This window comes from Asanoa sp. NPDC049475 (assembly GCF_040676915.1).
Taxonomy (GTDB): Bacteria; Actinomycetota; Actinomycetes; order Mycobacteriales; family Micromonosporaceae; genus Asanoa.
Genome location: NZ_JBFAPY010000006.1, coordinates 490,745 through 511,629 on the forward strand (window position 1 = coordinate 490,745; position 20,885 = coordinate 511,629).

Below are 20,885 nucleotides of genomic sequence, written 5' to 3' on the forward strand. Positions count from 1 at the left end.
AGAATTCTCTCGAAACCAGGAGGCGACTGATGGCGAGCCGGCGGCAGAGCGATCCCGTGATCACGGCACTCTCGGCGCTGGCGCCCGACGCGCAGCTCGGCCGGGGTGAGCTGGTCCGGGACGACGGCCGCCACCTTCGCTGGATAGAGACGAGCAGCACCGGACCGACCATCGTGCTGGTCAGCGGCGCCGGCGACACCGTGCTCGACTGGGGGCCGATCCTGCCCGCGCTGGCCGCCGACTTCCGGGTCGTCGCGTACGACCGGGCCGGTCTTGGCGACAGCGATCCGCTGCGAGGTCGGCTCACCATCGAGTCCCAGGTCGACGACCTCGTCGCGCTCCTCGACGCGGTGGGGCCGGCCCTGCTCGTCGGGCACAGCTGGGGTGGGTTGCTCGCCCAGTTCGCCGCCGCCGCTCGGCCCGACCAGGTGACCGGCCTGGTGCTCATCGACCCCACCCACGAGGGCGTGATGGCCGTGGTGCCGGCACGGCTGCGGATCACCTCCGACCTGTCCCTGGACTGGATGGTGGTGCTCAAGTACCTCGGCCTGTTCGGCAAGCAGCTCGACCGCTTCGCCACCGGCGTGATGAAGGCCTGCACCGACGACCCGGCGACCCAAGAGCTGGTCCTGGCCGCCTACCGCGCCGAGTACGCGCAGCGCCACCAGGTCGTCTCCATCCGCACCGAGAACCGGCTCGCCGGCGACGTCGCCGGTGCCCGTCGCGCCCGCGCCGCCCATCCGCCGGCCGACCTGCCGATGACCGTGCTGACCGCGACCCGGGGCAAGCTGCCCGTGCTCCAGGTGCGTGCCGCCGAGCTGGCCGAGGAGACCGCCGCCGCGTACCCCCGGGGTCAGCACATCGTGGTCGACGACGCGGGGCACTACATCCACCACGACCAGCCCGCCGCGGCCGCCGCCGCCATCAAGGCCGCCGCGGGCTAGCCGGGAGCGCCGCCGCCGGCTGGGCAGGGCGCAGTCGGTTGATCGGGGCGCAAGCTGATCACGAGCCACAGCCGTCGCGAGCTCATTCGCCTTGAGCGGCAACTCACTCGCGAATGAGCATCGCGACACCGGTGATCGACGGCAGACTGTCCGCATGGTGGAGTCGCGACAACGTGAGGAGACCGCCAGCCGTCCCCTCCTCCTCAACAGGTACGCCGCCCTGGTCGTGTTCATCGCGGGATATGCGCTGCTCGCCGCGGTCGCCCGCCCACTGACCCTGCCGGCGTCGTTCACCGTGCTCGTCCCAGGGCTGGCCCTCATCGCCTGGGGCGCCCGACGCGTGCCGAAGCGGACCGTGAAGACCACCCGGTCGACGGTCGTCACCTGGTTCGTGCTGCTCGGCCTCTTCTGCGTCTGGGAGCTGGTCGCCTTCGGCTGGGGCAACGACCAGGCCCACCCCACGCTGAGCCTCGCGTTCGACCCGGTGCTGGAGAACTATCCGGCCCGGGTGATCGGCTACGTGATCTGGCTGAGCACCGGAGCCTGGGTGGCGAGCCGGTGAGCCCTCGTCTCGTCCTGATCACGGGCTTCATCGTCATCTTCGCGGCGATGCTGGTCGTCGACCTCACCAGCCGCCGTCGGGGCAAGGGACCCGAGCCGGTCGCCGCCGCGCTGACCGCCGCGATGCGTACCCCGCTCGGCCGCGTCCTCGTCCTCGGCTGGTGGTGCTGGATCGGCTACCACTTCCTGGCCCGCTGACCCAGCCTCGCCCGCTGACGACCCAGCCAAGCCAGCCCCACCCGCGGACCGCTTGCGATGCTCCTGCGGGCTGACCCCGTGCACCCGCTTGAAGGCCGTACTCAACGCGAACGCGCTCCCGTAGCCCACCTGCCGAGCCACCGCGGCCACAGTCGCGTCGGGCTCCCGCAACAGATCGGCGGCGAGCGCCAACCGCCAGGATGTCAGGTACGACATCGGCGGCTCGCCCACCAACTCGCCGAACCGTCGCGCCAACGCCGCCCGCGACAGACCACTGCGCGCCGCCAGCGACGCCACCGTCCACGGATGCGCCGGATTGTTGTGCAGCATGCGCAACGCCCGCCCGACGACGGGATCGGCCTGCGCCTGGTACCACGCCGGCGCCTCCGCCTCCGGCCGCGAGAACCAGGTCCGCAGCACCGCGATCAGCAACAGGTCCAGCAGTCGGTCGAGCACCGCCGACTGCCCCGGCTCGTCCCGCACGATCTCCGAGCCGAGCAACCCGACCAAGGGTGAGTCCCACTCGCCGGTGCGCAGCACCACCAGCGTCGGCAGCGCCCGCAGCAGCCGATCGCTGATTTCGCCGTTGACCTGGTAGGTGCCGGTCAACATCACCGACCCGCCGTCGACGCTCGTACCCCAGGTGCGTACCCCAAGATCCATCTCGTCGTGGAGGTCGACCCCGTCGGGCGTCGTGCACCGCTGACCAGGGTGGATGACGATCTGCGGCGCGGTCCCAGGGTCGTCCGCGACGGTGTAATGGTCCGGCCCGCGCAGCACCGCGACATCACCCGGATGCAGACAGACCGGCTCGGCATCGTCGAAGATCACCCAGGCGTCCCCGCGCACCACCGACACGATCGACAACGGCGCCTCGTCGCGAATCCGCAACGACCACGGCGGGTCCAGCACACATCGAAGCAGGAACGCCGCTCGCGCCCGCGGCCCGTCCAGCAGCCCGGCTAGCGCATCCATCGACCCATGCTAACGACAATCAGGATGACTCGGGCTCGCGGTGGGCACGACCGTTGCTCCCGCCAGAGAACGCTTCGCTGCCAGCTTCGGGGTGGCTAGCGCTCACCCCGAAAGCCCCAAAACCCCAAAAACCCCAAAAGCCGACTAGCGGATCTGCTCTTTCGCGATGACCTTGGCCAGCGCCCGCAGGGCCTTGCCGCGGTGGCTGATCGCGTCCTTCTCCTCCGGCGCCAACTCGGCGTTCGTCCGGTCCTGGCCCTCGCCGACGAAGAGCGGGTCGTAGCCGAAGCCGCCCGCCCCGCGCGGCGCCCGCAGCAGGTGCCCCGGCTGCCGCCCCTCGACCAGATGCTCGCGCCCGCCCGGCGTGACCAGGGCGACCGCGCACACGAAGGCCGCGCCGCGGTGCTCGTCGGCGAAGTCGCTGATCTGGGCCAGCAGCAGCTCGTTGTTGGCGGTGTCGTCGCCGTGCTTCCCGGCCCAGCGGGCGCTGAGCACGCCCGGCATGCCGTTGAGCGCGTCCACGGTGATGCCCGAGTCGTCGGCGATCGCCGGCAGGCCGGTGCGGCTGGCGCCCTCGCGGGCCTTGAGCAGCGCGTTCTCGGCGAAGGTCAGGCCGGTCTCCGGCGGCTCCGGGTACTGGTCGACGTCGCGCAGGCTGACCAGCTCGACCACTCCCCCGCCGAGCGCGGCGTCCAGGATGCGCTGCAGCTCGACGAGCTTCTTCGCGTTGTTGGTGGCGAGCAGCATCCGGCGGCTCATGACGCCAGTGCCTTCCGCTGGGCGTCGGCAAGCGACTCGCAGCCGGCCACGGCCAGGTCGAGCAGCGCGTCGAGCTCCGCCCGGTTGAAGACCGCCGCCTCGCCGGTGCCCTGCACCTCGACGAAGTCACCCTCGCCGGTGCAGACCACGTTCATGTCGACGTCGGCCGCGCCGTCCTCCAGGTACATCAGGTCGAGCCGAGGCTCGCCCTTGATGACGCCGACGCTGACGGCGGACACCGAGCGCGGCACCGCCTCCTCGATCTTGCCCGCCAGGATCTTCTTGCCGGCCATCCAGGTCACCGCGTCGTGCAGCGCCACGTACGCGCCGGTGATCGCGGCCGTCCGGGTGCCGCCGTCGGCCTGGAGCACGTCACAGTCGAGCACGACCGAGTTCTCGCCCAGCGACTTAAGGTCGACGCAGGCCCGCAGGCTGCGCCCGATCAGGCGCGAGATCTCCTGGGTGCGCCCGCCGACCCGGCCCTTGACGCTCTCGCGGTCGGAGCGGGTCGTGGTCGCCCGCGGCAGCATCGCGTACTCCGCGGTCACCCAGCCGAGCCCGCTGCCCTTGCGCCAGCGCGGCACCCCCTCGGTGACGCTCGCGGTGCACAGAACCCGGGTGTCGCCGAACTCGACCAGCACCGAACCCTCGGGGTGCATGCTCCACTGTCGAGTGATCGTCACAGGTCGCAGTTGGTCGGGCCGCCGCCCGTCTGGTCGAGCCATGGGGGCCAGCCTAGGCGGCCTCCACGTCGGCCCGCGCGCGCCCCGCTGTCACGACCGCCCGGTGCGCCCCGAGGAAGGCCGCGGTCGCCGCCGGCCAACTGAACTCCTCGGCCCGCGATCGGGCCTGTGACCGGCGCAGACTCTCGTCGAGCCCGAGCAGCCCGGTGACCGCCGCGGCCATCGCGGGACCGCTGCCGGACGCCGCCGCACCGGCCGGGCCGATCACCTCGGGCAGCGCGCTGGCCGCGTTGACCACGACCGGCGTGCCACAGGCCAGCGCCTCCAGCGCCGCGAGGCCGAAGGTCTCCACCGGACCCGGCGCGATCACCACGTCGGCGCTGGCGAGCAGCGCCGCCACGGCCGCCTGGTCCGGCAGGAAGCCGGCGAAGGTCACGGGGAGGTCGGCTGCCTTGGACTCCAGCACCGGCCGGCGCGGGCCGTCGCCGAGCACGACGAGCCGGGCCGGGATGCCGGCGCGGACCAGCGCGGCCAGGGCGTCCACGGCCAGCTCCGGCTTCTTCTCCGGTGAGAGCCGGGTGCAGGTCACCAGCAGGACCTCGCCAGCTCGGACATATCGGGCGCGGACCTCGGGGTCGTGCCGAACGGGGTGGAACGTGTCGAGGTCGACGCCGAGCGGCGCCCGCCGCACGGGCCTGCCGATCCGGACGAACTCCTCGGCCGCCCAACCGGTGGTGCAGACGATCGTGTCGTACGCGTCGGCGCTGCGCGCGTTGAGCGCGTCCGCCGCCCGACGCCCGGCCGCGCCCGGCAGTCCGGAGATCCGCAGCAGCCCGGCCAGGCTCTCGTGGGAGACCATCACGCTGGGCACCCCGGCGTCGCGAGCCCAGCGGCCGGTCCAGCGCAGCGTGCTGCGGTCGGACACCTCCAGCCGGTCCGGCGCCAGCCGATCGAGCAGCCGGGCCAGTGGACGCCGGCCGACCAGCACCCGGTAGCCACCGGTCAGCGGCACCATCGGGCCAGGGAGGGTGATCACCCGGCCCTGGTCGGTCTCCTCGTCCGCGTACTTCTCCCCCGGCATCACCAGGATCGGCTGGTGCCCGTTGGCGAGATACCCGGCGCCGAGGCTGCGCAGCGCGGTCCGCAGGCCACCGGACCTGGGCATGATGAAGTTCGCGAGCCGCACGATCCGCAGCCCGCTAGCCCCCGAGCTCATGCGGCGACGGCCAGCCGCTGCCGGGCCGAGCGTCCCTGTAGGACGGCCGTGTAGTGGCCGATCAGCTCGTCCCCGATCGCCGCCCAGGTGCGTCCGGCGACCGCGTCGCGCGCCGCCAGGCCGTACCGCTGGCGCAGTTCGGGATCTTGGATCAGCGTGCCGACCGCGACCGCGATGGCGTCGCCGTCGCCCGGTGGCACGAGCGTGCCGGTCAGGTTGGGGCGCACCAGGTCGATCGGGCCGCCGGCGGCCGGGGCGACGACCGGCACGCCGCTGGCCATCGCCTCCTGCACGCTCTGGCAGAACGTCTCGTGCGGCCCGGCGTGCACGAAGACGTCGAGGCTCGCGTAGATCCGGGCCAGCTGCTCGCCGCCGCGCTGGCCGAGGAAGACGGCGTGCGGCAGGGCCTTCTCGGCCTCCTTGCGGCCGGGGCCGTCACCGACGACCACCAGGCGCACGCCGGGCATGCGCGACACCCGGGCCAGCAGGTCGAGCCGCTTCTCGGCGGCCAGGCGGCCCACGTACCCGATGAGCAGTTGACCCTCAGGCGCCAACGCTCGGCGCACTCCGGCGCTGCGCTTGCTCGGGTGGAACCGCACGGTGTCGACGCCGCGTCCCCAGCGGTGCACGCGGCGGATGCCCTGCTCGGCCAGGTCGGCCACCGAGGTCGACGAGGGCGCGAGAGTCCGGTCGGCGCCGTTGTGGATCGTCCGGATCCAGTGCCAGGTGATGTCCTCGCCCCAGGCCAGGCGGTAGTTGCGCAGGTAGGCGGCGATGTCGGTCTGGTAGACGGCGACGGTCGGCAGGTTGCGCTGGTTGGCCAGGGCCACGCCGCGGGCGCCGAGGAAGAACGGGCTGGCCAGGTGTACGACGTCCGGGGCGTGCGCGATGAGCGCGTCGGTGAGCCGGGCGCTGGGCATGCCGAACCGGAAGCCGCGGTAGCGGGGCAGCGGCACGCTCGGGATGCGGACCACCGGATACGACCGAGCACCGGTCACGCCGCGGGCCGAGGACGACGGTGCTGGCGCGATCACCATCGGCTGGTGGCCGCGGGCGACCAGGTGCTCGGCGACGCGGACGACGGAGTTCGCTACGCCGTTGACGTCCGGCGGGAAGGACTCCGTGATGAGCGCGATACGCATGGGCACACCGTCGGTGCCGGTGCGGTGCGGGGAGCGACAGCCGGCTGTCGGGCCGGCGAACAGTGCCTGAAGGGTCAGATCTCGTAGCGCGCGCCGGGCCGGACGATCTCCATCGGCCCCGCGTACGTCGCCTGGGCGGCCTCGAAGGTCAGCGCCTCGCTGCCCCACGCGGTCACCAGGTGCGTCAGCAGCAACCGGCCGACGCCGGCCTTGGTGGCGACCTCGCCCGCCTCGCCACCGGTCAGGTGGATGTCGGGCGGGTTGTCGGCGCCGTCGAGGTAGCTGGCCTCGCACAGGAACACGTCGGCGCCGTGCGCCAGGCGCAGCAGCGCGTCGCAGGGTGCGGTGTCCGACGAGTACGCGAGGACCCGGCCCTGGTGCTCGATGCGTACGCCATAGGTCTCGACGGGATGGTTGACCCGGTCGACGACGACCTGGAACGGACCGATGGGGAACGACCCGGGCTGCAGGCCGTAGAAGGTGTAGACGTCGTCGAGCGCGTCCTCGACCTCGTTGTTGTAGCCGGCGGCGATCCGGGCCGGTGCGCCGGCCGGGGCGTAGACCGGGATGGCCGGGTAGGCGCCCTCGGGCGCGTAGCGCCGGACCACGATGTAGTCGCACGCGTCGGACATGTGGTCGCAGTGCAGATGGGTCAGCAGGATCGCGTCGATGCCGTGCAGGCTCGAGTAGCGCTGCAGCGCCGACAGCGACCCGGTGCCGAAGTCGACGAGAAGACGGAAGTCGTCCGCCTCGACGAGGTACGCGGAACAGGCCGACTCGGGGCCGGGAAAACTGCCGGCACAGCCGAGGATCGTCAGGCGCATCCGAACGTTCCCGGCATGTTGACAGGCCCGCCGACCTTTCGGAGGCACAAGATCGGAGTCGACGAGATTGTCACGCTGCGCAGCCTACGCCGTGGCCCGGAACCTCATGAAAGAACTGATCGAACTTGTCGCGAAGGTGACACCGCAGCGTCGGGTACATTCCGGCAATTCTGGATGATCGCGGTTGGAGATCATGCCGTTACGCGTAGTCACATTCCAGCGTTGAATCCATGGCGGGCCCACCGGGAGGCGGCGGGCCGACGAAGGCGCGGGACGGTGACGTGTGTCGAACCAGGCAGAGACCCCTTCGGCAGACAAATCAGACAACAGTAAGGCGGATCCTTCGTCGCCCCGGCACGCCATGGGCACGGACGCGGCCGCTCCGACGGGCGTGATCGCCTCGCCGCCTCCGGCCGAGGCGCTCGAGACCCTGCCGATCGTCCCCCCGACCGGCCCGAACCCGGCGCCGAGCCAAACAGGCAGCGGCGCGACCTCGGAGCGGCAGAACACGACACCCGGCGTCCCGATCATCACGGGCCTCGACACGGTCGCGGGACCGGAGACAGCGGCCGGCAACTCCCTCAGCGGCGTGTCGACCGGGACAACCCTGACCGAACCGCCGCCGTCGGACGACAGGCCCACGGCTGCTCCTTCAGAGGGCGCGGCTCCGCGCAGCGGTGACCCGGTCAGCGTCGAGCGCCTACCGACCCGGCTGAGCCTCAACAAGGCCAAGCACGCGGCGACGGCGCAGAGCGGCATCTTCCGACTCGGCGACCTGGTGCACTCGGACACCAGGCCGACGCCGGAAAGCGCCCACATGCTCGGCGTCTGCGCCTGGGGAACGGCGCTGGCCCTGGCAGGCGTCGGCGTCGGCATCCGCGGCCTGGCCGCGATCGTCGGAGGCATCGCCCCGGGCTGGTACCAGCCGGCCCTGATCGTCGTGGGCCTGATCGGCGTGTTCCTGACGGTAGGCGCGTTCGTCACCATCCAACGCCGCTACACACCTTGGTTGATGTTGGCCTTCGCCACCATCCCGCTGGCGGTTTCGATCGCTTTGACGATCATCGCCCTCTAGCGCCGCCGCCGGCCCACATCTCTGCGCGCACCGCCTGGTCGGAGGCGGTGCGCGCAGACGGTTGTCGCCATCCGCGGCCGGAGTGGCGCGCCTATCGCCTTGCCCTTCGCGGTGACCAACGGCGGAGCTGGCACCGGAGCGAAGCGGAGCGGTCTCCGGCGGGAGCGACGGCGCGCGACCACCGCGAACCCGGGAAATCACGCAATTGACCTTGCGCAGTTGGATCTCGCCGTTGACCTTGGGCAGTTGGATCAGTAGTGCGCGGGTTCTACGCCCAGAGTTGACCGTCGAGCGCGTCTTCGGCTTCCGCCAGGGTGCCGCCGTAGGCGCCGGTGGAGAGATATTTCCAGCCGCCGTCGGCGACCACGAAGGCCACGTCGGCTCGGATGCCCTCCTTGACCGCCTGGTGGGCCACGGCCAGCGCCGCGTGGAGGATCGCGCCGCTCGAGAAGCCGGCGAAGATGCCTTCGACCTCTACCAGTTGCCTGGTGCGCAGCACCGCGTCCTGGGTGCCCACCGAGAACCGGCGGGTCAGGACCGAGGCGTCGTAGAGCTCCGGCACGTAGCCCTCGTCGATGTTGCGCAGCCCGTAGACCACCTCGCCGTAGCGCGGCTCGGCGGCGATGATCTCGATGCCCGGCACCTTCTCGCGCAGGTAGCGGCCCGTGCCCATGAGCGTGCCCGTGGTGCCCAGGCCGGCGACGAAGTGCGTGATCGTCGGCAGGTCGCGGAGCAGCTCAGGACCCGTCGTCTCGTAGTGCGCCCGGGCGTTGTCGGGGTTGCCGTACTGGAACAGCATGACCCAGTCCGGGTGCTCGGCGGCGATCTGCTTCGCCTTCGCCACCGCTTGGTTGGAACCGCCTGCGGCGGGCGAGAAGATGATCTCCGCGCCGTACATCCGGAGCAGTTGGGTGCGTTCCGTGGAGACGTTCTCCGGCATCACGCAGACCAGCCGGTAGCCGCGCAGCTTGGCGACCATGGCCAGGGAGATGCCGGTGTTGCCGCTGGTCGGCTCGAGGATCGTGTCGCCCGGGCGGAGCCGGCCGGCGCGTTCGGCCTCGCGGACCATGAACAGCGCCGCCCGGTCCTTGATGCTCCCGGTCGGGTTGCGATCTTCGAGCTTGGCCCACAGCCGCACCGGCGGCGCGCCTTCCGGCACCGCCGGGGACAGCCTGGGCAGGCCGACCAGCGGGGTGTCCCCCGCCGCTTCGAGCAGGCTCTCGTACCGCGACATGGCGGTTGCCCCTAGCGGACGGGCGCCGTCGAGCGGCCGAGCAGCGCGGCCGCGGCGGCGAACCCGAAGGCACCACCGGCGACGGCCGGCAGGATCGTCACGTTGTCGCCGTCGTTGAGCTTGGCGTCGAGCGAGCCGAGGAAGCGGACGTCTTCGTCGTTGACGTAGATGTTGACGAAGCGGTGCAGGCCGCCCTGCTCGGTGACCAGCCGGCCGCGCAGGCCGGAGTACTTGCTGTCCAGGTCGGTGAGCAGCGCGCTCAGCGTGTCGCCGGCGCCCTCGACGGACTTCGCGCCGCCGGTGTAGGTGCGCAGGATGGTGGGGATGCGGACTTCGATAGCCATGATCATTGCTCCTGGGAAGAACGAGAAAAACGACGGACGGGTGTGCTGGCGGCAGCGGGGGTCAGCGGCCGGGCGAACACTCGTAGTCGACCGTCGTCGGGCTCTGCCCGAACATGTATGACTGAACGGCGTGCGGATCCACGGTGGGCTCAACGATCCGGACCGGCTCTTCGGTTACGACGCCGTCCACGATGCGGTAGGACCGGATCTCTTCGGAGTCTGGCTCGCGCGTCGACACCAGGAGGTAGTGGGCGCCCGGCTCGCCGGCGAAGGAGACGTCGGTGCGGGACGGGTAGGCCTCGGTGGCCGTGTGCGAGTGGTAGATGACGACCGGCTCTTCGTCGCGGTCGTCCATCTCGCGCCAGACCCGGAGCTGCTCCATCGAGTCGAACTCGTAGAACGTCATCGACCGGGCGGCGTTGTCCATGGGGATGTGGCGGACCGGCTTGTCGCTGCCGACCGGGCCGGCGACCACGCCGCACGCCTCGTCGGGGTGGTCGCGGCGTGCGTGGGCGATGATCGCGTCGATGATCGACCGGTCGATGCTCAGCACGTGCCCAAGCTTACCGTCTGCGCGGCCTGTGCCGGGACGTGGCCGCGGTCACGATGGTCACTCAGTGAGTGCGGTGAGCAACGATTCCTGAAGATATCCGAGGTACGCGTAGACGGAGAGCTGAAAGACCCGGGAGGACGAAGGGTCGGACAGCACGGCGTCGTCGAGCTCTTCCCCGAGGTCGGTGTCGGCGCTGATGTCGAGCCGGACCCCCATCGCCAGCCGGGCGTCGTTGAGCGCCCGCAGCCAGGCCTCGGCGGCCTCCTCGTCGAGCCGGACCTCACCGCCGGAGCTGCTGGGCAGCGCGGCCAGGATGGCGCCGGCCTGGTCGATCTTGCCGGTCTTGAGGTCGCCCTCGGTGAACCGGCGGAACTCGGCCGAGTCGTCGGCGTTTGTCGGGTAGACGTCGGGAAAGAGCCGGTCGACCACCGGGTCGCCGTGGTCGAACCCGTCGGTGAGCAGCCCGACCACCTCGGTCGCGACCTTGCGCAGCACCCGCACCTCGTCGGGGGCGAAGGTCGCCACACAGTGTTTTCCATAGCGCCGGAACATGGGTCAGGGTTGCTCGACCGTCGCCCACAGGCCGTAGCCGTGAAGGCACGACGCGTCGTATTCCATCCGCTCACGGGCACCGTGCGAGACCGCAGCGCGGCCCTTGTTGTGCACATCGAGCATGAGGGACTGGGCCTTGTCGAAGGTGTAGCCGAACTGCTTCTGGAACACCCAGGTCACATAGGTCATCAGATTGACCGGGTCATCATGGACAACCGTGATCCACGGACGGTCGGTCGCCGGCAGGGTCTCGACGTCCGGCGACTGCACGGGGGTCGTCTGCGGGGCTGCCACACCGCCATCGTACGAGCAAATCGACGCACCGACGACCGCCACATGCGTCTCAGTAGCCCTCATCTCTATTGGGCTGGTGTTATGCCAACAGGATCCCGTGGTCGACCGCTTCGGCGAGCACTCCGGAGAGCGCCCGGTGGGTCGCGTCGAGGCGGCGGGAGATCTCGCGCAGGAGCTCGAGCTCGACGCCACGGATCGACCGCTGTGCCCACGAACGGGCTCGGTTGGTGTCGGCCGCGCCGGCGTTGCGCCACTGCCCGTAGCAGCCGCCGGCCAGCCCGACGCCCACCGACGGGAGGATCGTGCGGCCCACCTCGACCGGGTACGCGGCCAGCCCGGCAACCGCCCCGCCGCCGGCGACCGTGGCCACCCCGGCGGTGCTGGTGATCAGGAGGACCTTGTCGAGGTCGCGGGCGTTGCGGTCGTCGGCGAGGGCGCGGCGTACGCCCGCCGCCACCCGGCGCCGGACACCTTCGTCGGGCGCGACGCCGAAGACCTGGGTGGCCGCGTCGTGCAGCAGGCGGTCGACGGCCTGGTCGCACTCGGCGACGGCCTTGAGCGACAGTGCGTGCATCTCGCGGTCGAGCGTCTCGGCCAGGCCGGCCGGGCCGGTGCCGAAGACGATGTCCTGGACGCAGCGCAGGTGGATGTTGGCGAGCTCGATGGCCAGGCGCTGACGGACGATCTGCGTCTCGTTGCGCGCGGCCGTCTCTAGTCGCTCGGCCCAGTCGGACTCGTGGATGCCCTCCGCGACCCGCACCGTGCGCATCGCGTTGGGCGGCACCGGCGGGTTGCTGCTTGCCCGGCGCATGCCCTCGCCGGCCGCCCACTCGGTGAGCGCGCGGCGCAGGAACGCGGTGTCGCCGGCGGCCGGGTCGACCGCGAACCAGGGTGCGTCGGCCAGGGCCGGGATGGCGGTAGCGATCGCGAGCCGCTGCGCCTCGACCGCACCCGCGGCCGGGTCGTCGTCGTCGAGGCCGGGCGCGATCTCGCCGAGCGCGAGCAGGTCGAGCTCGTCGATCGCGTCGATGGCCAGGGCCGGCGCCGGAGCGAACCAGGTGCCGTCGACGCGCGGCGTGACGACGAAGAAGACCGCGGCGTTGGTGTGCGCGACCTCGCCGAGGATGTCGAGCTCGAAGCGGCCGGGAAGCTGGCCGGCGCTCAGCACGTACATCACCGCACCGCCGCGCTCGACGGCGTCGTGCAGGATCCGGCTGCCGGCGACGCCGAGGGTCTCGGTGTCGGGCGCGTCGACCAGGGCGAAGTGGCGCAGCAGCGGGTCGGGCAGGGTCAGCTCGACCCGGCGGGGCGGGCGGGCGGCGGCCGACTCGTCGACAGGTGCGACGGCGGAGCGGAACGGGTGTGCCTTGCGGGCGCCCGGCAGGTAGGAGCAGATGTCCTTGCCGTGGCCGTGGTTGACCACGAGGTAGCTGGCGGGCGGCACGTCGAGCAGCGGGCCGACGGAGCCGACCAGCGCGGCGATCACGTCGCTGCGGCCGCTGCCGCGGGCGCCGAGGGCAACGACGGCCATCGGCTCGTCCGGGATCGGCTCGAGCTCGGGACCACTCATCCGGCCGGCGCGCCGCTGTAGCGGCAGGGAGATGACCTCTGCCCCGGTCAGCCGATCGAGCGTGTCTGAGCCCATGCCTGCGCCTCCTGGTCCACTGCGCGCGGGCGATCACCGTCCGCGTTCCACCGAGCACCGGAACGCTATGCGAACCGCCACCTAACATGACAGGTGCGGCACTACTCAATGCCGGCCTCGGTGGCTACTCAACTTCAACCCGTTACGGGGAGTACCCATCGCCATTACTCTCTATATGCTGCGGTGATGAGTCCGTGGAGATTTGTCGGCCGTGCCGCAGAACTCAACCGTCTCATCTCGACCGCCACGGGCGGAAGTGGAAGAGGGCTCATATTTAGCGGCAGTGCGGGCATCGGCAAGAGCCGCCTCCTCCGCGAGGGAGTGGCCCAGCTTCCCACCGAGCGACTGGCCGTCTGGACCGCCTCCGCCAACATCGCGACCGCGTCTCTGCCCTTCGGCGGGCTCGCCCAGGTGCTGCCCACCGACCAGCCGCCGGGCCTGACCGCGGCCGGGCTGCTGCGCTGGGCCGTCGAGGCGCTCAACCAGCAGGCCGCGGGCCGCCCGATCGTGCTGGCGATCGACGACGCGCACCTGCTCGACCCGTCGTCCGCCGCCCTGGTCTACCTGATGGCCCGCGACGAGGGCGCGACCGTGCTGGCCACCCTGCGCAGCGGCGAGCAGTTCCCGCACCCGATCCGCGCACTGTGGACCGACGACCTGGTCGAGCTGGTCGAGATCGAGCCGATGTCGGTCGACGACACCAGCCGCCTGCTGGTGCAGATGCTCGAGGGCGACATCGACAACGCCAGCGCCGAGCGGCTGTGGCGGCTCTCCGAGGGCAACGCCCTGCTGCTCCGCGAGCTCGTGCTGGCGGCCAAGCAGGCCGGCGAGTTCACCAAGTCGTTCGGCGTGCACCGGTGGACGGGCCGGCTGGAGCTCGCACCCAGCCTGACCGACCTGATCGACACCCGGATCGGGCAGCTCACGCCGGGCGTACGCACGGTGGTCGAGCTGGCCGCCCTCGGCGAGCCGATCGGCATCGACCTGCTGACCAAGGCGACCGACGCGGCCGACGTCGAGATCGCGGAGGAACGCCAGCTCATCCGGGTGGTGGAGAGCGACCGGCGGTCGAACGCCCGGCTGGCCCACCCGCTCTACGGCGAGGTGGTGCGCCGGCGGTGCCCCGTGACCCGCAAGCGCCGGCTCGAGGCTCAGCTCGCCGATCTGGTCGAGGCGGCCGGCGCCCGGCGCCGTGACGACCTGCTGCGCGTCGCGGTCTGGCGGCTCGACTCCGGCACCGCTGTCGATCCGATGAAGCTGCTGATGGCGGGCGGGCAGGCGTTCGCCGGCTTCGACGTGCCCCTGGCCACCCGCCTGGCCCGGGCGGCGCTGGACGCGGGCGGCGGGTTCGGCGCGGCCGAGCTGCTGTCCACGATGATGATGTTCGGCGACCAGCCGGCCGAGGCGCTCAACGTGCTCGACGCCGTCGAAGAGCAGGCCACCTCCATGCATCTGCGCGCGCGCTGGCTGGTGGTCCGCGGCCTCGTCAGGAACTGGGGGCTCAGCCGTGAGTCCACACCCGACGAGCTGGCTGTCGAGGCCAAGGCCCTGCCCGACCCGGCCGACCAGGCCCGGGTCCGCTCCTTCGAGGCGATCATGCGGCTGCACAGGCTGGAGACGGCCGAGGCGCTGCGGATCGCCCGCTCGATCCTCGACCGTCCGGCCGCACCGGTCGCCGCCCGCGGCCTGGCCCAGTGCATGGTCGCCCACCTCCAGGCGGCCCAGGGCGAGGCCCGGGCCAGCGAGCGCGCGGTGACGAGCGTCCAGGCCGACGCGCCGCTGTGGCGCACCGACATGCCCTATCTGCAGCTCGCTCTGGAACTGGCCCGGGGCACCCGGCTGGCGATCGCCGGCGACCTGGCCGGCATCGACGCGATCGTCGCCGACGAGTTCGCCGACCTGGCCGACGCCGGCGACTTCCGGCTCGGCTCCGGCTACCTGGCGATCCTGCGTGCCCAAGCGGCCCGCCTGCGCGGCCAGACCAGCGAGGCGCTGCGCACGAGCCTGCAGGCCTGCGCCGTGCTGGCGACCAGCCGGATCTACGCGGGGCTGGCCCACGCCGAGCGCGCCCAGGCCCACGCGCTGCGTGGCGAGGTCGACGAGGCCCGCGCGGCGATGGCCGACTCCGACGAGGCGCACTCGCCGATCATGGCGATCCTCTACCCGTGGCGCGAGCAGGCCCGGGCCGCCGTCTTCGCGGTCGCCGACGACCTGTCGGAAGCCGCCGACGTGCTCCGCAAGCTCGTGTGGCGGCTACGCGGCGACGGGTTCGCCGGCCACGAGGTGCTGGCGCTGCACGACCTGGTGCGGCTTGGCCGGGCGAACGAGGCGCTCAACTGGCCCGACGACCACGACCCGGGCCAGACCGTCGCCGACCGGCTCGCCGAGCTGGCCAGCACCCTCGACGGTGACCTGCCGGGGATCATGTCGGCGCACGCCCAGGCGTCGGCCCGGCGGTCCGGCCCCGACCTGATGATCGCCGCCGACTTCTTCAAGGCCAAAGGCCTCTGGGTGTACGCGGCCGAGGCGGCCGCCGGCGCCGCGGGCCGGTTCCGCGAGTCCCGGGCGGCGGAGGCCACCAACGCCAACCGGCTGATGGGCGAGCTGCTCAGTCATTGCGACATGCTGCGTACCCCCGCGTTGGGTTTGTCCCGACCGGCTTTGACCGACCGCGAGCGGCAGATCGCCAAGCTGGCGGCGTCCGGGGTGTCGAGCCGCGACATCGCGGCCCAGTTCTACCTGTCCACCCGCACCGTCGAGAACCACCTCCAGCGCGTCTACGCCAAGCTCGGCGTCGCCGGCCGGGGCGAGCTCGGCCCCGCGTTGCGGATGGTTCCCGACAGCTGAGGGTCGCCGCCTAGGGTGGGTGGATGACCAAGGGCCACCCTGCCTTGCTGACCGACCACTACGAGCTGACCATGGTCAGTGCCGCGCTCAAGGACGGCACCGCCGACCGGCAGACCGTCTTCGAGGTGTTCGCGCGGCGGCTGCCGCCGGGCCGGCGCTACGGCGTGGTCGCGGGCACCGGTCGGTTGATCGACCTCATCCGCGAGTTCCGGTTCTCCGCCGAGGAGATCGACTACCTGCGGGAGCGGGCGGTCGTCGACGAGCAGACGGCCGCCTGGCTGGCCGAGTTCGAGTTCCACGGCGACATCGAGGGGTACGCCGAGGGCGAGCTGTTCTTCCCCGGCTCGCCGATCCTCACCGTCTCCGGGACGTTCGCCGAGTGCGTGATGCTCGAGACGCTGGCCCTGTCGGTGCTCAACCACGACAGCGCGATCGCGGCGGCCGCCGCCCGCATGGTCACCGCCGCCCGCGGCCGTGGGCTGATCGAGATGGGCTCGCGCCGGGCGCACGAGGAGGCGGCGGTCGCGGCGACGCGGGCCGCGTACCTCGCCGGTTTCTCGTCCACCTCGAACCTGGCCGCCGGCATGCGGTACGGGATCCCGACGGCGGGCACCGCCGCCCACGCGTTCACGCTGCTGCACGACGACGAGGCCGCCGCCTTCGCCGCACAGGTCGCGGCGCTGGGCAAGAGCACCACGCTGCTCGTCGACACCTACGACATCGCGCAGGGCATCCGCACCGCCATCGCGGTCGCCGGGCCGGACCTGCGGGCGATCCGGATCGACTCGGGCGACCTGTCCGTGCTGGCCCACCACTCGCGCGAGCTGCTCGACTCGCTGGGCGCCACCGAGACCAAGATCATCGTTTCCGGGGACCTCGACGAGTACTCGATCGCCGCGCTCGCCGCCGAGCCGGTCGACATCTACGGCGCCGGCACCTCCGTCGTCACCGGCTCGGGCGCGCCGACCGCCGGGCTGGTCTACAAGCTGGTCGAGGTCGACGGGCGTCCGGTGGTGAAGCGCTCCGAGCACAAGGCCACCATCGGCGGTCGCAAGGTCGCGGTGCGCCGCCACAAGCCGACCGGCACGGCGATCGAGGAGATCGTGGTGTCGCAGGGCACACCCGAGCCGCGCACCGGGGACCGGTTACTCCAGCGGCCGTACGTGGTCGGTGGGCAGGCCGTCGCTCTCCCCTCCCTCGCGGACTCCCGGGAGCATCTGCGGCAGGGACTGATCTCGATCCCGTGGGAGGGGCTCAAGCTGTCGGCGGGCGATCCCGCTGTCCCCGTCACTGTCGTACCCGCGAGTTAGTGTTCTCGGCATGACCCGCGCTCTGATCATCGTCGACACGCAGAACGACTTCTGCGAGGGTGGCTCGCTGGCCGTGGCCGGCGGGGCGGGCGTGGCCTCCGAGATCTCCCGGGCGCTGGCCGGCTCGCCCGAGCGGTGGGCGCACGTCATCGCCACCAAGGACTTCCACGTCGACCCGGGCGCCCACTTCAGCGACCACCCTGACTTCATGACCACATGGCCCGCGCACACGGTGGCCGGCACGCCGGGCTCCGACTTCCATCCCAACCTGGCGACCGACCGCATCGAGGCCGTCTTCAAGAAGGGCCAGCACGCGGCCGCCTACAGCGGCTTCGAGGGCCACACCGACGACGGCGCCGGCATGGCGACCTGGCTGCACGACCACGACGTCGACGAGGTCGAGGTCGTCGGCATCGCCACCGACCACTGCGTCCGGGCGACCAGCCTCGACGCGGTCCGCCTGGGCTTCAAGACCACCGTGCTGCTCGACCTCACCGCGGGCGTCCTGCCGGACACCACCGAGGCGGCGCTGGAGCGACTACGCGAGGCGGGCGTCACGCTCGTCGGCAGTCCCGTGCTCAAAGCCGCGTGAGGCTCGCCCCCTACCGGTCGGTCCTGGCTCTGCCCGGTGTCCGACCGCTGATCATCGTCGCCATCCTGGCCCGCATCCCGTCGGTCGCGGCCGCCGTGACTCTGACCCTGCACGTGGTGGGCGAGCTCCACCGGGGCTACTTCGCCGCGGGTCTGGTCGCGACGGCTTCGACGATCGGCGCCGCGGTCGGTGCACCGCTGCTGGGTCGCATGGTCGACCGACGCGGCCTGCGCCCGGTCCTGGCGATCTGCACTGTGGCGGAGGGCGTGTTCTGGTCGGTGGCCGGTTCGCTCCCCTATCCGCTGCTGCTCGTGCTCGCCCTGTTCGCCGGGGTCCTGATGCTCCCGGTGTTCTCGGTGGTCCGACAGTCGCTGGCCGCTTTGGTGCCGCCGGACCAGCGCCGCCCCGCGTACGCCCTCGACTCGATGTCGGTCGAGCTGTCCTTCATGATCGGCCCGGCGTTGGCAGTCCTGATGGCCACGACGGTCTCACCGCACGCGACGATGTGGGCGATCGGCGCGGGCGTGGTCATCGCGGGCACGGCCCTGTTCGTCTTCAACCCACCGGTCCGCGCGGAGTCGGAGGTCGCCACCGGCCCGACGCCACCGCGCCGCTCGTGGCTGTCACCCCGAATGGTGTCGATCCTGGCCATCGCGGCCGCGACAACACTGATCCTGGGCGGCACGGACGTGACGGTGGTAGCTGTCCTACGCGAAGCGGACCAGGTCAGCTGGACCGGCGTGGTGCTGGCGCTGTGGGGTGTGTACTCGCTGATCGGCGGGTTCGTCTACGGGTCGCTGAGCCGGGTGCCGTCGCTGGTGGTCCTACTGGGCGTGCTCGCGCTGGGGACGGCCCTGGTCGCGCTGGCGGGTCCGCAGTGGTTCCTGCTGGCGCTGGTCCTTGTTCCCGCCGGGGCGCTGTGCGCCCCAACGCTGGCGGCCGCGGCGGACGCGGTCTCCCACCTGGCACCCCCATCGGTGCGCGGCGAGGCGATGGGCTTGCACGGGTCGGCCATCACGGTCGGGTTGGCGCTGGGTGCTCCTCTGGCGGGGTGGATCATCGACCTTTCCTCGCCGCGGTGGGGGTTCGTGGCTACCGGGGTCGCGGGGTTGCTGGTCGCTTTGGCGGTGCTCCCGGTCTACCTGTCGCGGCGGCAGCCACCGGCTGGCGCGGTGCCGGCGCAGCGGGGGGCCGACGCGCTGGTGGCTTCGGACTAGGCTCTTTTCGCGCTCGCGCCGGGCAGTCGGTGCGGTCCTGCTCGCTGCGCCTTGGACCCCGTCAGGAGCCGCACACCGCCAGCGGTCGCATAAACCTCGCCGCCCGCCGAACCTGCTGGCCGCGACGCCGCCGAGGATCGCGGCCGTCTCGCCCGGCAGGATGAAGCCCCCAGCTGGCCCCAGTTCGACAGAGACCATGCGCTCCGCTCCGCACGCCGACCTCGCCCCGCGCCGCCCACCGCCAGCCGGCCGGTGCTAGCCGGCCAGCGCGCTCTCTTGCTCCGGACTGCCTGCTGCGGGGCGGCGGGAGACGGCGCGGAACTTGGCCGGGGGCATGCGGAAGCGGGCCACGAAGGCCTGCCGCAGCGCTTCGGCCGAGCCGAAGCCCGTGCGGGTGGCTACCTCCGGCATCGGGAGGTCGGTCGAGTCCAGCAGCCGGGCCGCCGCGTCCACGCGGGCCGCGCGGACGAAGCGGGCCGGTGGGTCACCGAGCTCACGGAGGAACAGGCGGGTCAGGTGGCGGGAGCTCACCCCGACCGCGTCCGCCAAGCGGGCGGTGGAGAGGTCCGCGTCCAGGTGGCTGAGGACGTGATCGACCGCTCGCCGGACGATGTCGTTGTCGGGGGCGGGCGGGGCCACGTACACGCTCATCTGCGCCTGGTTGCCCGGTCTTTGCAGGTAGGTGACCAGGTCCCGGGCGACCTGTCGCGACAGCTCGGGGCCGTGGTCCTCTTCGACGAACGCCAGCGTCAGGTCGAGGCCGCTCGTGACGCCGGCGGCGGTGGCCATCCGGCCCTCGCGGATGAAGATGGGCGCGGAGTCGACGCGGACGTCGCGGTAGCGGCTGGCCAGTCGCGGCGCGAACCGCCAATGGGTCGTCGCGCGGTGGCCGTCGAGCAGGCCCGTCGCGGCCAGCACCGTCGCGCCCGTGCAGACCGACGCGACCCGGCGGCTCTCGCGGGCCAGGCGCCGGACGTGCGCGACCACCAATGCGTTGTCGGCGGCCGCCTCGTGGCCGAAACCGCCCGAGACGATCAGGGTGTCGAGCGGGCCGGTCAGGCGCTCAAGCGTCAGTTGGGCCTGCACCACCAGGCCGCTGTCGCACTTGATCGGGTTGCCGCCGGGCGTCGCCAGCGAGACCCGGTAGCCCGGTCGCAGTCGGCCGATCGCGTTGGCCAGTTCGAAGGTCGACGTGACGCAGGCGATGTCGAGCAGCTCGGCGCCGTCGTACCCGACCATCACGATGTGGCGAGGCTCCATATCCCTGACCTTAGGCCGCCGATCCCCGGGATTCGGACCTGCCGATCGCGGTCCGTTCCGGCCAGGCGGGGTCGCTGGCACGGTCGGACCATGACTTCCACGACGACCGACCAGAACCCCTCGCTGCTGCGGTGGCTGGCCCACCGTTGGCCCACCCTGGCCGCGATCCCGTTGGTCGCGGTGACGCTGTACGACCTCGAAGACGTACGCGGCCTGGCTTTCCTGCTTGTCCTGTGCCCGCTCGCCTACCTCGTGCCCGCGTCGTTCAGCCGGCCGGGCATCACCTGGCCGGCCGTGCTGATCGGCGCCGTCGCGGTCGGACCTTTGCGGATCTTCGACCTGAACGCGGCGTACGCGCTGCTGGTCGTGTCCGTTGTCTTCGTCGTGCTCGGGACCGTGCGGCGGGCGCCGGGCTTCGGTGTTCAGGTGATCGCGGCCGTGCTGTTCGCCGCCATGGCCGTGATCGCGATCGAGGCCGGCTCGCTCGTGTTCGGTGGGGTGCTGGTCGCGATCGGGCTGCTCGCGCACGCGGCCTGGGATGCCTATCACCACCGGGTCAATCGGGTCGTGCCGCGCTCGTACGCCGAATGGTGCTTCGTCGTCGACGTGATCCTGGGTGTGGTCGCGATCGTGCTGATCTTCTGAACGAGAAAGGCGGCG

21 protein-coding genes and 1 pseudogene are annotated in these 20,885 nt (G+C 71.8%); 9 read left to right on the plus strand and 13 right to left on the minus strand.

What is annotated here, in order from left to right:
- The first annotated feature begins 29 nt into the window (after positions 1 to 29).
- From AB0J88_RS26570 to AB0J88_RS26580, 3 genes are all read left to right on the plus strand, one after another.
- Positions 30 to 944 (plus strand): alpha/beta hydrolase, encoded by a 915-nt coding sequence (locus AB0J88_RS26570; protein WP_364351265.1) that lies wholly within the window; start codon positions 30 to 32, stop codon positions 942 to 944.
- Positions 945 to 1,098: 154 nt separating this feature from the next.
- Positions 1,099 to 1,506, plus strand: a complete 408-nt coding sequence (locus tag AB0J88_RS26575) for a hypothetical protein (RefSeq protein WP_364351262.1) — start codon at positions 1,099 to 1,101, stop codon at positions 1,504 to 1,506.
- Between the two features lie 122 nt (positions 1,507 to 1,628).
- Positions 1,629 to 1,703: a DUF6186 family protein gene (locus AB0J88_RS26580; RefSeq protein WP_364738039.1), complete on the plus strand. Its 75-nt coding sequence runs from the start codon at positions 1,629 to 1,631 to the stop codon at positions 1,701 to 1,703.
- Positions 1,704 to 1,757: 54 nt separating this feature from the next.
- Here the strand turns inward: AB0J88_RS26580 and AB0J88_RS26585 are convergent.
- From AB0J88_RS26585 to AB0J88_RS26610, 6 genes and pseudogenes are all read right to left on the minus strand, one after another.
- Positions 1,758 to 2,678: pseudogene (locus tag AB0J88_RS26585) on the minus strand (AraC family transcriptional regulator); the annotation flags it as partial.
- Between the two features lie 144 nt (positions 2,679 to 2,822).
- A complete protein-coding gene (rdgB, locus tag AB0J88_RS26590) occupies positions 2,823 to 3,437 on the minus strand; it encodes an RdgB/HAM1 family non-canonical purine NTP pyrophosphatase (protein WP_364351259.1) in 615 nt (204 codons plus the stop codon).
- Entirely contained in the window at positions 3,434 to 4,162 is a 729-nt protein-coding gene (gene rph, locus AB0J88_RS26595) for a ribonuclease PH (RefSeq protein WP_364351256.1), read from the minus strand. The genes rdgB and rph overlap by 4 nt, the downstream gene beginning before the upstream one ends.
- A 10-nt stretch (positions 4,163 to 4,172) precedes the next feature.
- The gene (locus AB0J88_RS26600; RefSeq protein ID WP_364351253.1) at positions 4,173 to 5,336 is read right to left on the minus strand and encodes a glycosyltransferase; all 1,164 of its coding nucleotides are present in this window, start codon (positions 5,334 to 5,336) and stop codon (positions 4,173 to 4,175) included.
- On the minus strand, positions 5,333 to 6,478 hold the full coding sequence (locus tag AB0J88_RS26605; protein ID WP_364351250.1) for a glycosyltransferase family 1 protein: 1,146 nt from the start codon (positions 6,476 to 6,478) through the stop codon (positions 5,333 to 5,335). Before AB0J88_RS26605 ends, AB0J88_RS26600 begins: the two co-directional genes overlap by 4 nt.
- 74 nt (positions 6,479 to 6,552) lie before the next feature.
- The gene (locus tag AB0J88_RS26610) at positions 6,553 to 7,302 is read right to left on the minus strand and encodes an MBL fold metallo-hydrolase (RefSeq protein WP_364351247.1); all 750 of its coding nucleotides are present in this window, start codon (positions 7,300 to 7,302) and stop codon (positions 6,553 to 6,555) included.
- Positions 7,303 to 7,663: 361 nt separating this feature from the next.
- Here AB0J88_RS26610 and AB0J88_RS26615 point away from each other — a divergent pair, with 361 nt between their 5' ends.
- Positions 7,664 to 8,377, plus strand: a complete 714-nt coding sequence (locus AB0J88_RS26615) for a hypothetical protein (protein ID WP_364351244.1) — start codon at positions 7,664 to 7,666, stop codon at positions 8,375 to 8,377.
- A 268-nt stretch (positions 8,378 to 8,645) separates the two neighbouring features.
- Here AB0J88_RS26615 and AB0J88_RS26620 read toward each other — a convergent pair whose 3' ends face one another.
- The 6 genes from AB0J88_RS26620 to AB0J88_RS26645 all read right to left on the minus strand — a co-directional run bounded on the left by AB0J88_RS26620 (position 8,646) and on the right by AB0J88_RS26645 (position 12,999).
- Positions 8,646 to 9,611, minus strand: coding sequence for a cysteine synthase (locus AB0J88_RS26620; protein ID WP_364351241.1), 966 nt, complete (start codon positions 9,609 to 9,611; stop codon positions 8,646 to 8,648).
- A gap of 11 nt (positions 9,612 to 9,622) precedes the next feature.
- Positions 9,623 to 9,955 (minus strand): MoaD family protein, encoded by a 333-nt coding sequence (locus AB0J88_RS26625; protein WP_364351238.1) that lies wholly within the window; start codon positions 9,953 to 9,955, stop codon positions 9,623 to 9,625.
- A 61-nt stretch (positions 9,956 to 10,016) separates the two neighbouring features.
- Positions 10,017 to 10,508, minus strand: coding sequence for a M67 family metallopeptidase (locus AB0J88_RS26630; RefSeq protein WP_364351235.1), 492 nt, complete (start codon positions 10,506 to 10,508; stop codon positions 10,017 to 10,019).
- A 57-nt stretch (positions 10,509 to 10,565) separates the two neighbouring features.
- Complete coding sequence (locus AB0J88_RS26635; protein ID WP_364351232.1) at positions 10,566 to 11,060, minus strand: DUF2017 domain-containing protein; 495 nt, start codon at positions 11,058 to 11,060, stop codon at positions 10,566 to 10,568.
- Positions 11,061 to 11,063: 3 nt separating this feature from the next.
- The gene (clpS, locus tag AB0J88_RS26640; protein WP_089246162.1) at positions 11,064 to 11,354 is read right to left on the minus strand and encodes an ATP-dependent Clp protease adapter ClpS; all 291 of its coding nucleotides are present in this window, start codon (positions 11,352 to 11,354) and stop codon (positions 11,064 to 11,066) included.
- Between the two features lie 79 nt (positions 11,355 to 11,433).
- Complete coding sequence (locus AB0J88_RS26645; RefSeq protein WP_364351229.1) at positions 11,434 to 12,999, minus strand: hypothetical protein; 1,566 nt, start codon at positions 12,997 to 12,999, stop codon at positions 11,434 to 11,436.
- Positions 13,000 to 13,185: 186 nt separating this feature from the next.
- On the opposite strand from AB0J88_RS26645, the gene AB0J88_RS26650 reads away from it, so the two are divergent.
- From AB0J88_RS26650 to AB0J88_RS26665, 4 genes are read left to right on the plus strand one after another with little or no spacing between them, the layout of a single operon-like run.
- Complete coding sequence (locus tag AB0J88_RS26650; protein ID WP_364351226.1) at positions 13,186 to 15,846, plus strand: LuxR C-terminal-related transcriptional regulator; 2,661 nt, start codon at positions 13,186 to 13,188, stop codon at positions 15,844 to 15,846.
- 23 nt (positions 15,847 to 15,869) lie between these two features.
- On the plus strand, positions 15,870 to 17,156 hold the full coding sequence (locus tag AB0J88_RS26655) for a nicotinate phosphoribosyltransferase (RefSeq protein ID WP_364351223.1): 1,287 nt from the start codon (positions 15,870 to 15,872) through the stop codon (positions 17,154 to 17,156).
- A gap of 10 nt (positions 17,157 to 17,166) precedes the next feature.
- The gene (locus tag AB0J88_RS26660) at positions 17,167 to 17,748 is read left to right on the plus strand and encodes an isochorismatase family protein (RefSeq protein WP_364351220.1); all 582 of its coding nucleotides are present in this window, start codon (positions 17,167 to 17,169) and stop codon (positions 17,746 to 17,748) included.
- Positions 17,745 to 18,965, plus strand: a complete 1,221-nt coding sequence (locus AB0J88_RS26665) for an MFS transporter (protein ID WP_364351217.1) — start codon at positions 17,745 to 17,747, stop codon at positions 18,963 to 18,965. The genes AB0J88_RS26660 and AB0J88_RS26665 overlap by 4 nt, the downstream gene beginning before the upstream one ends.
- A gap of 255 nt (positions 18,966 to 19,220) precedes the next feature.
- On the opposite strand, the gene AB0J88_RS26670 is transcribed toward AB0J88_RS26665, so the two are convergent.
- Complete coding sequence (locus AB0J88_RS26670) at positions 19,221 to 20,225, minus strand: DJ-1/PfpI family protein (RefSeq protein ID WP_364351215.1); 1,005 nt, start codon at positions 20,223 to 20,225, stop codon at positions 19,221 to 19,223.
- Positions 20,226 to 20,315: 90 nt separating this feature from the next.
- Here AB0J88_RS26670 and AB0J88_RS26675 point away from each other — a divergent pair, with 90 nt between their 5' ends.
- On the plus strand, positions 20,316 to 20,870 hold the full coding sequence (locus AB0J88_RS26675) for a hypothetical protein (protein ID WP_364351212.1): 555 nt from the start codon (positions 20,316 to 20,318) through the stop codon (positions 20,868 to 20,870).
- Positions 20,871 to 20,885: the final 15 nt, after the last annotated feature.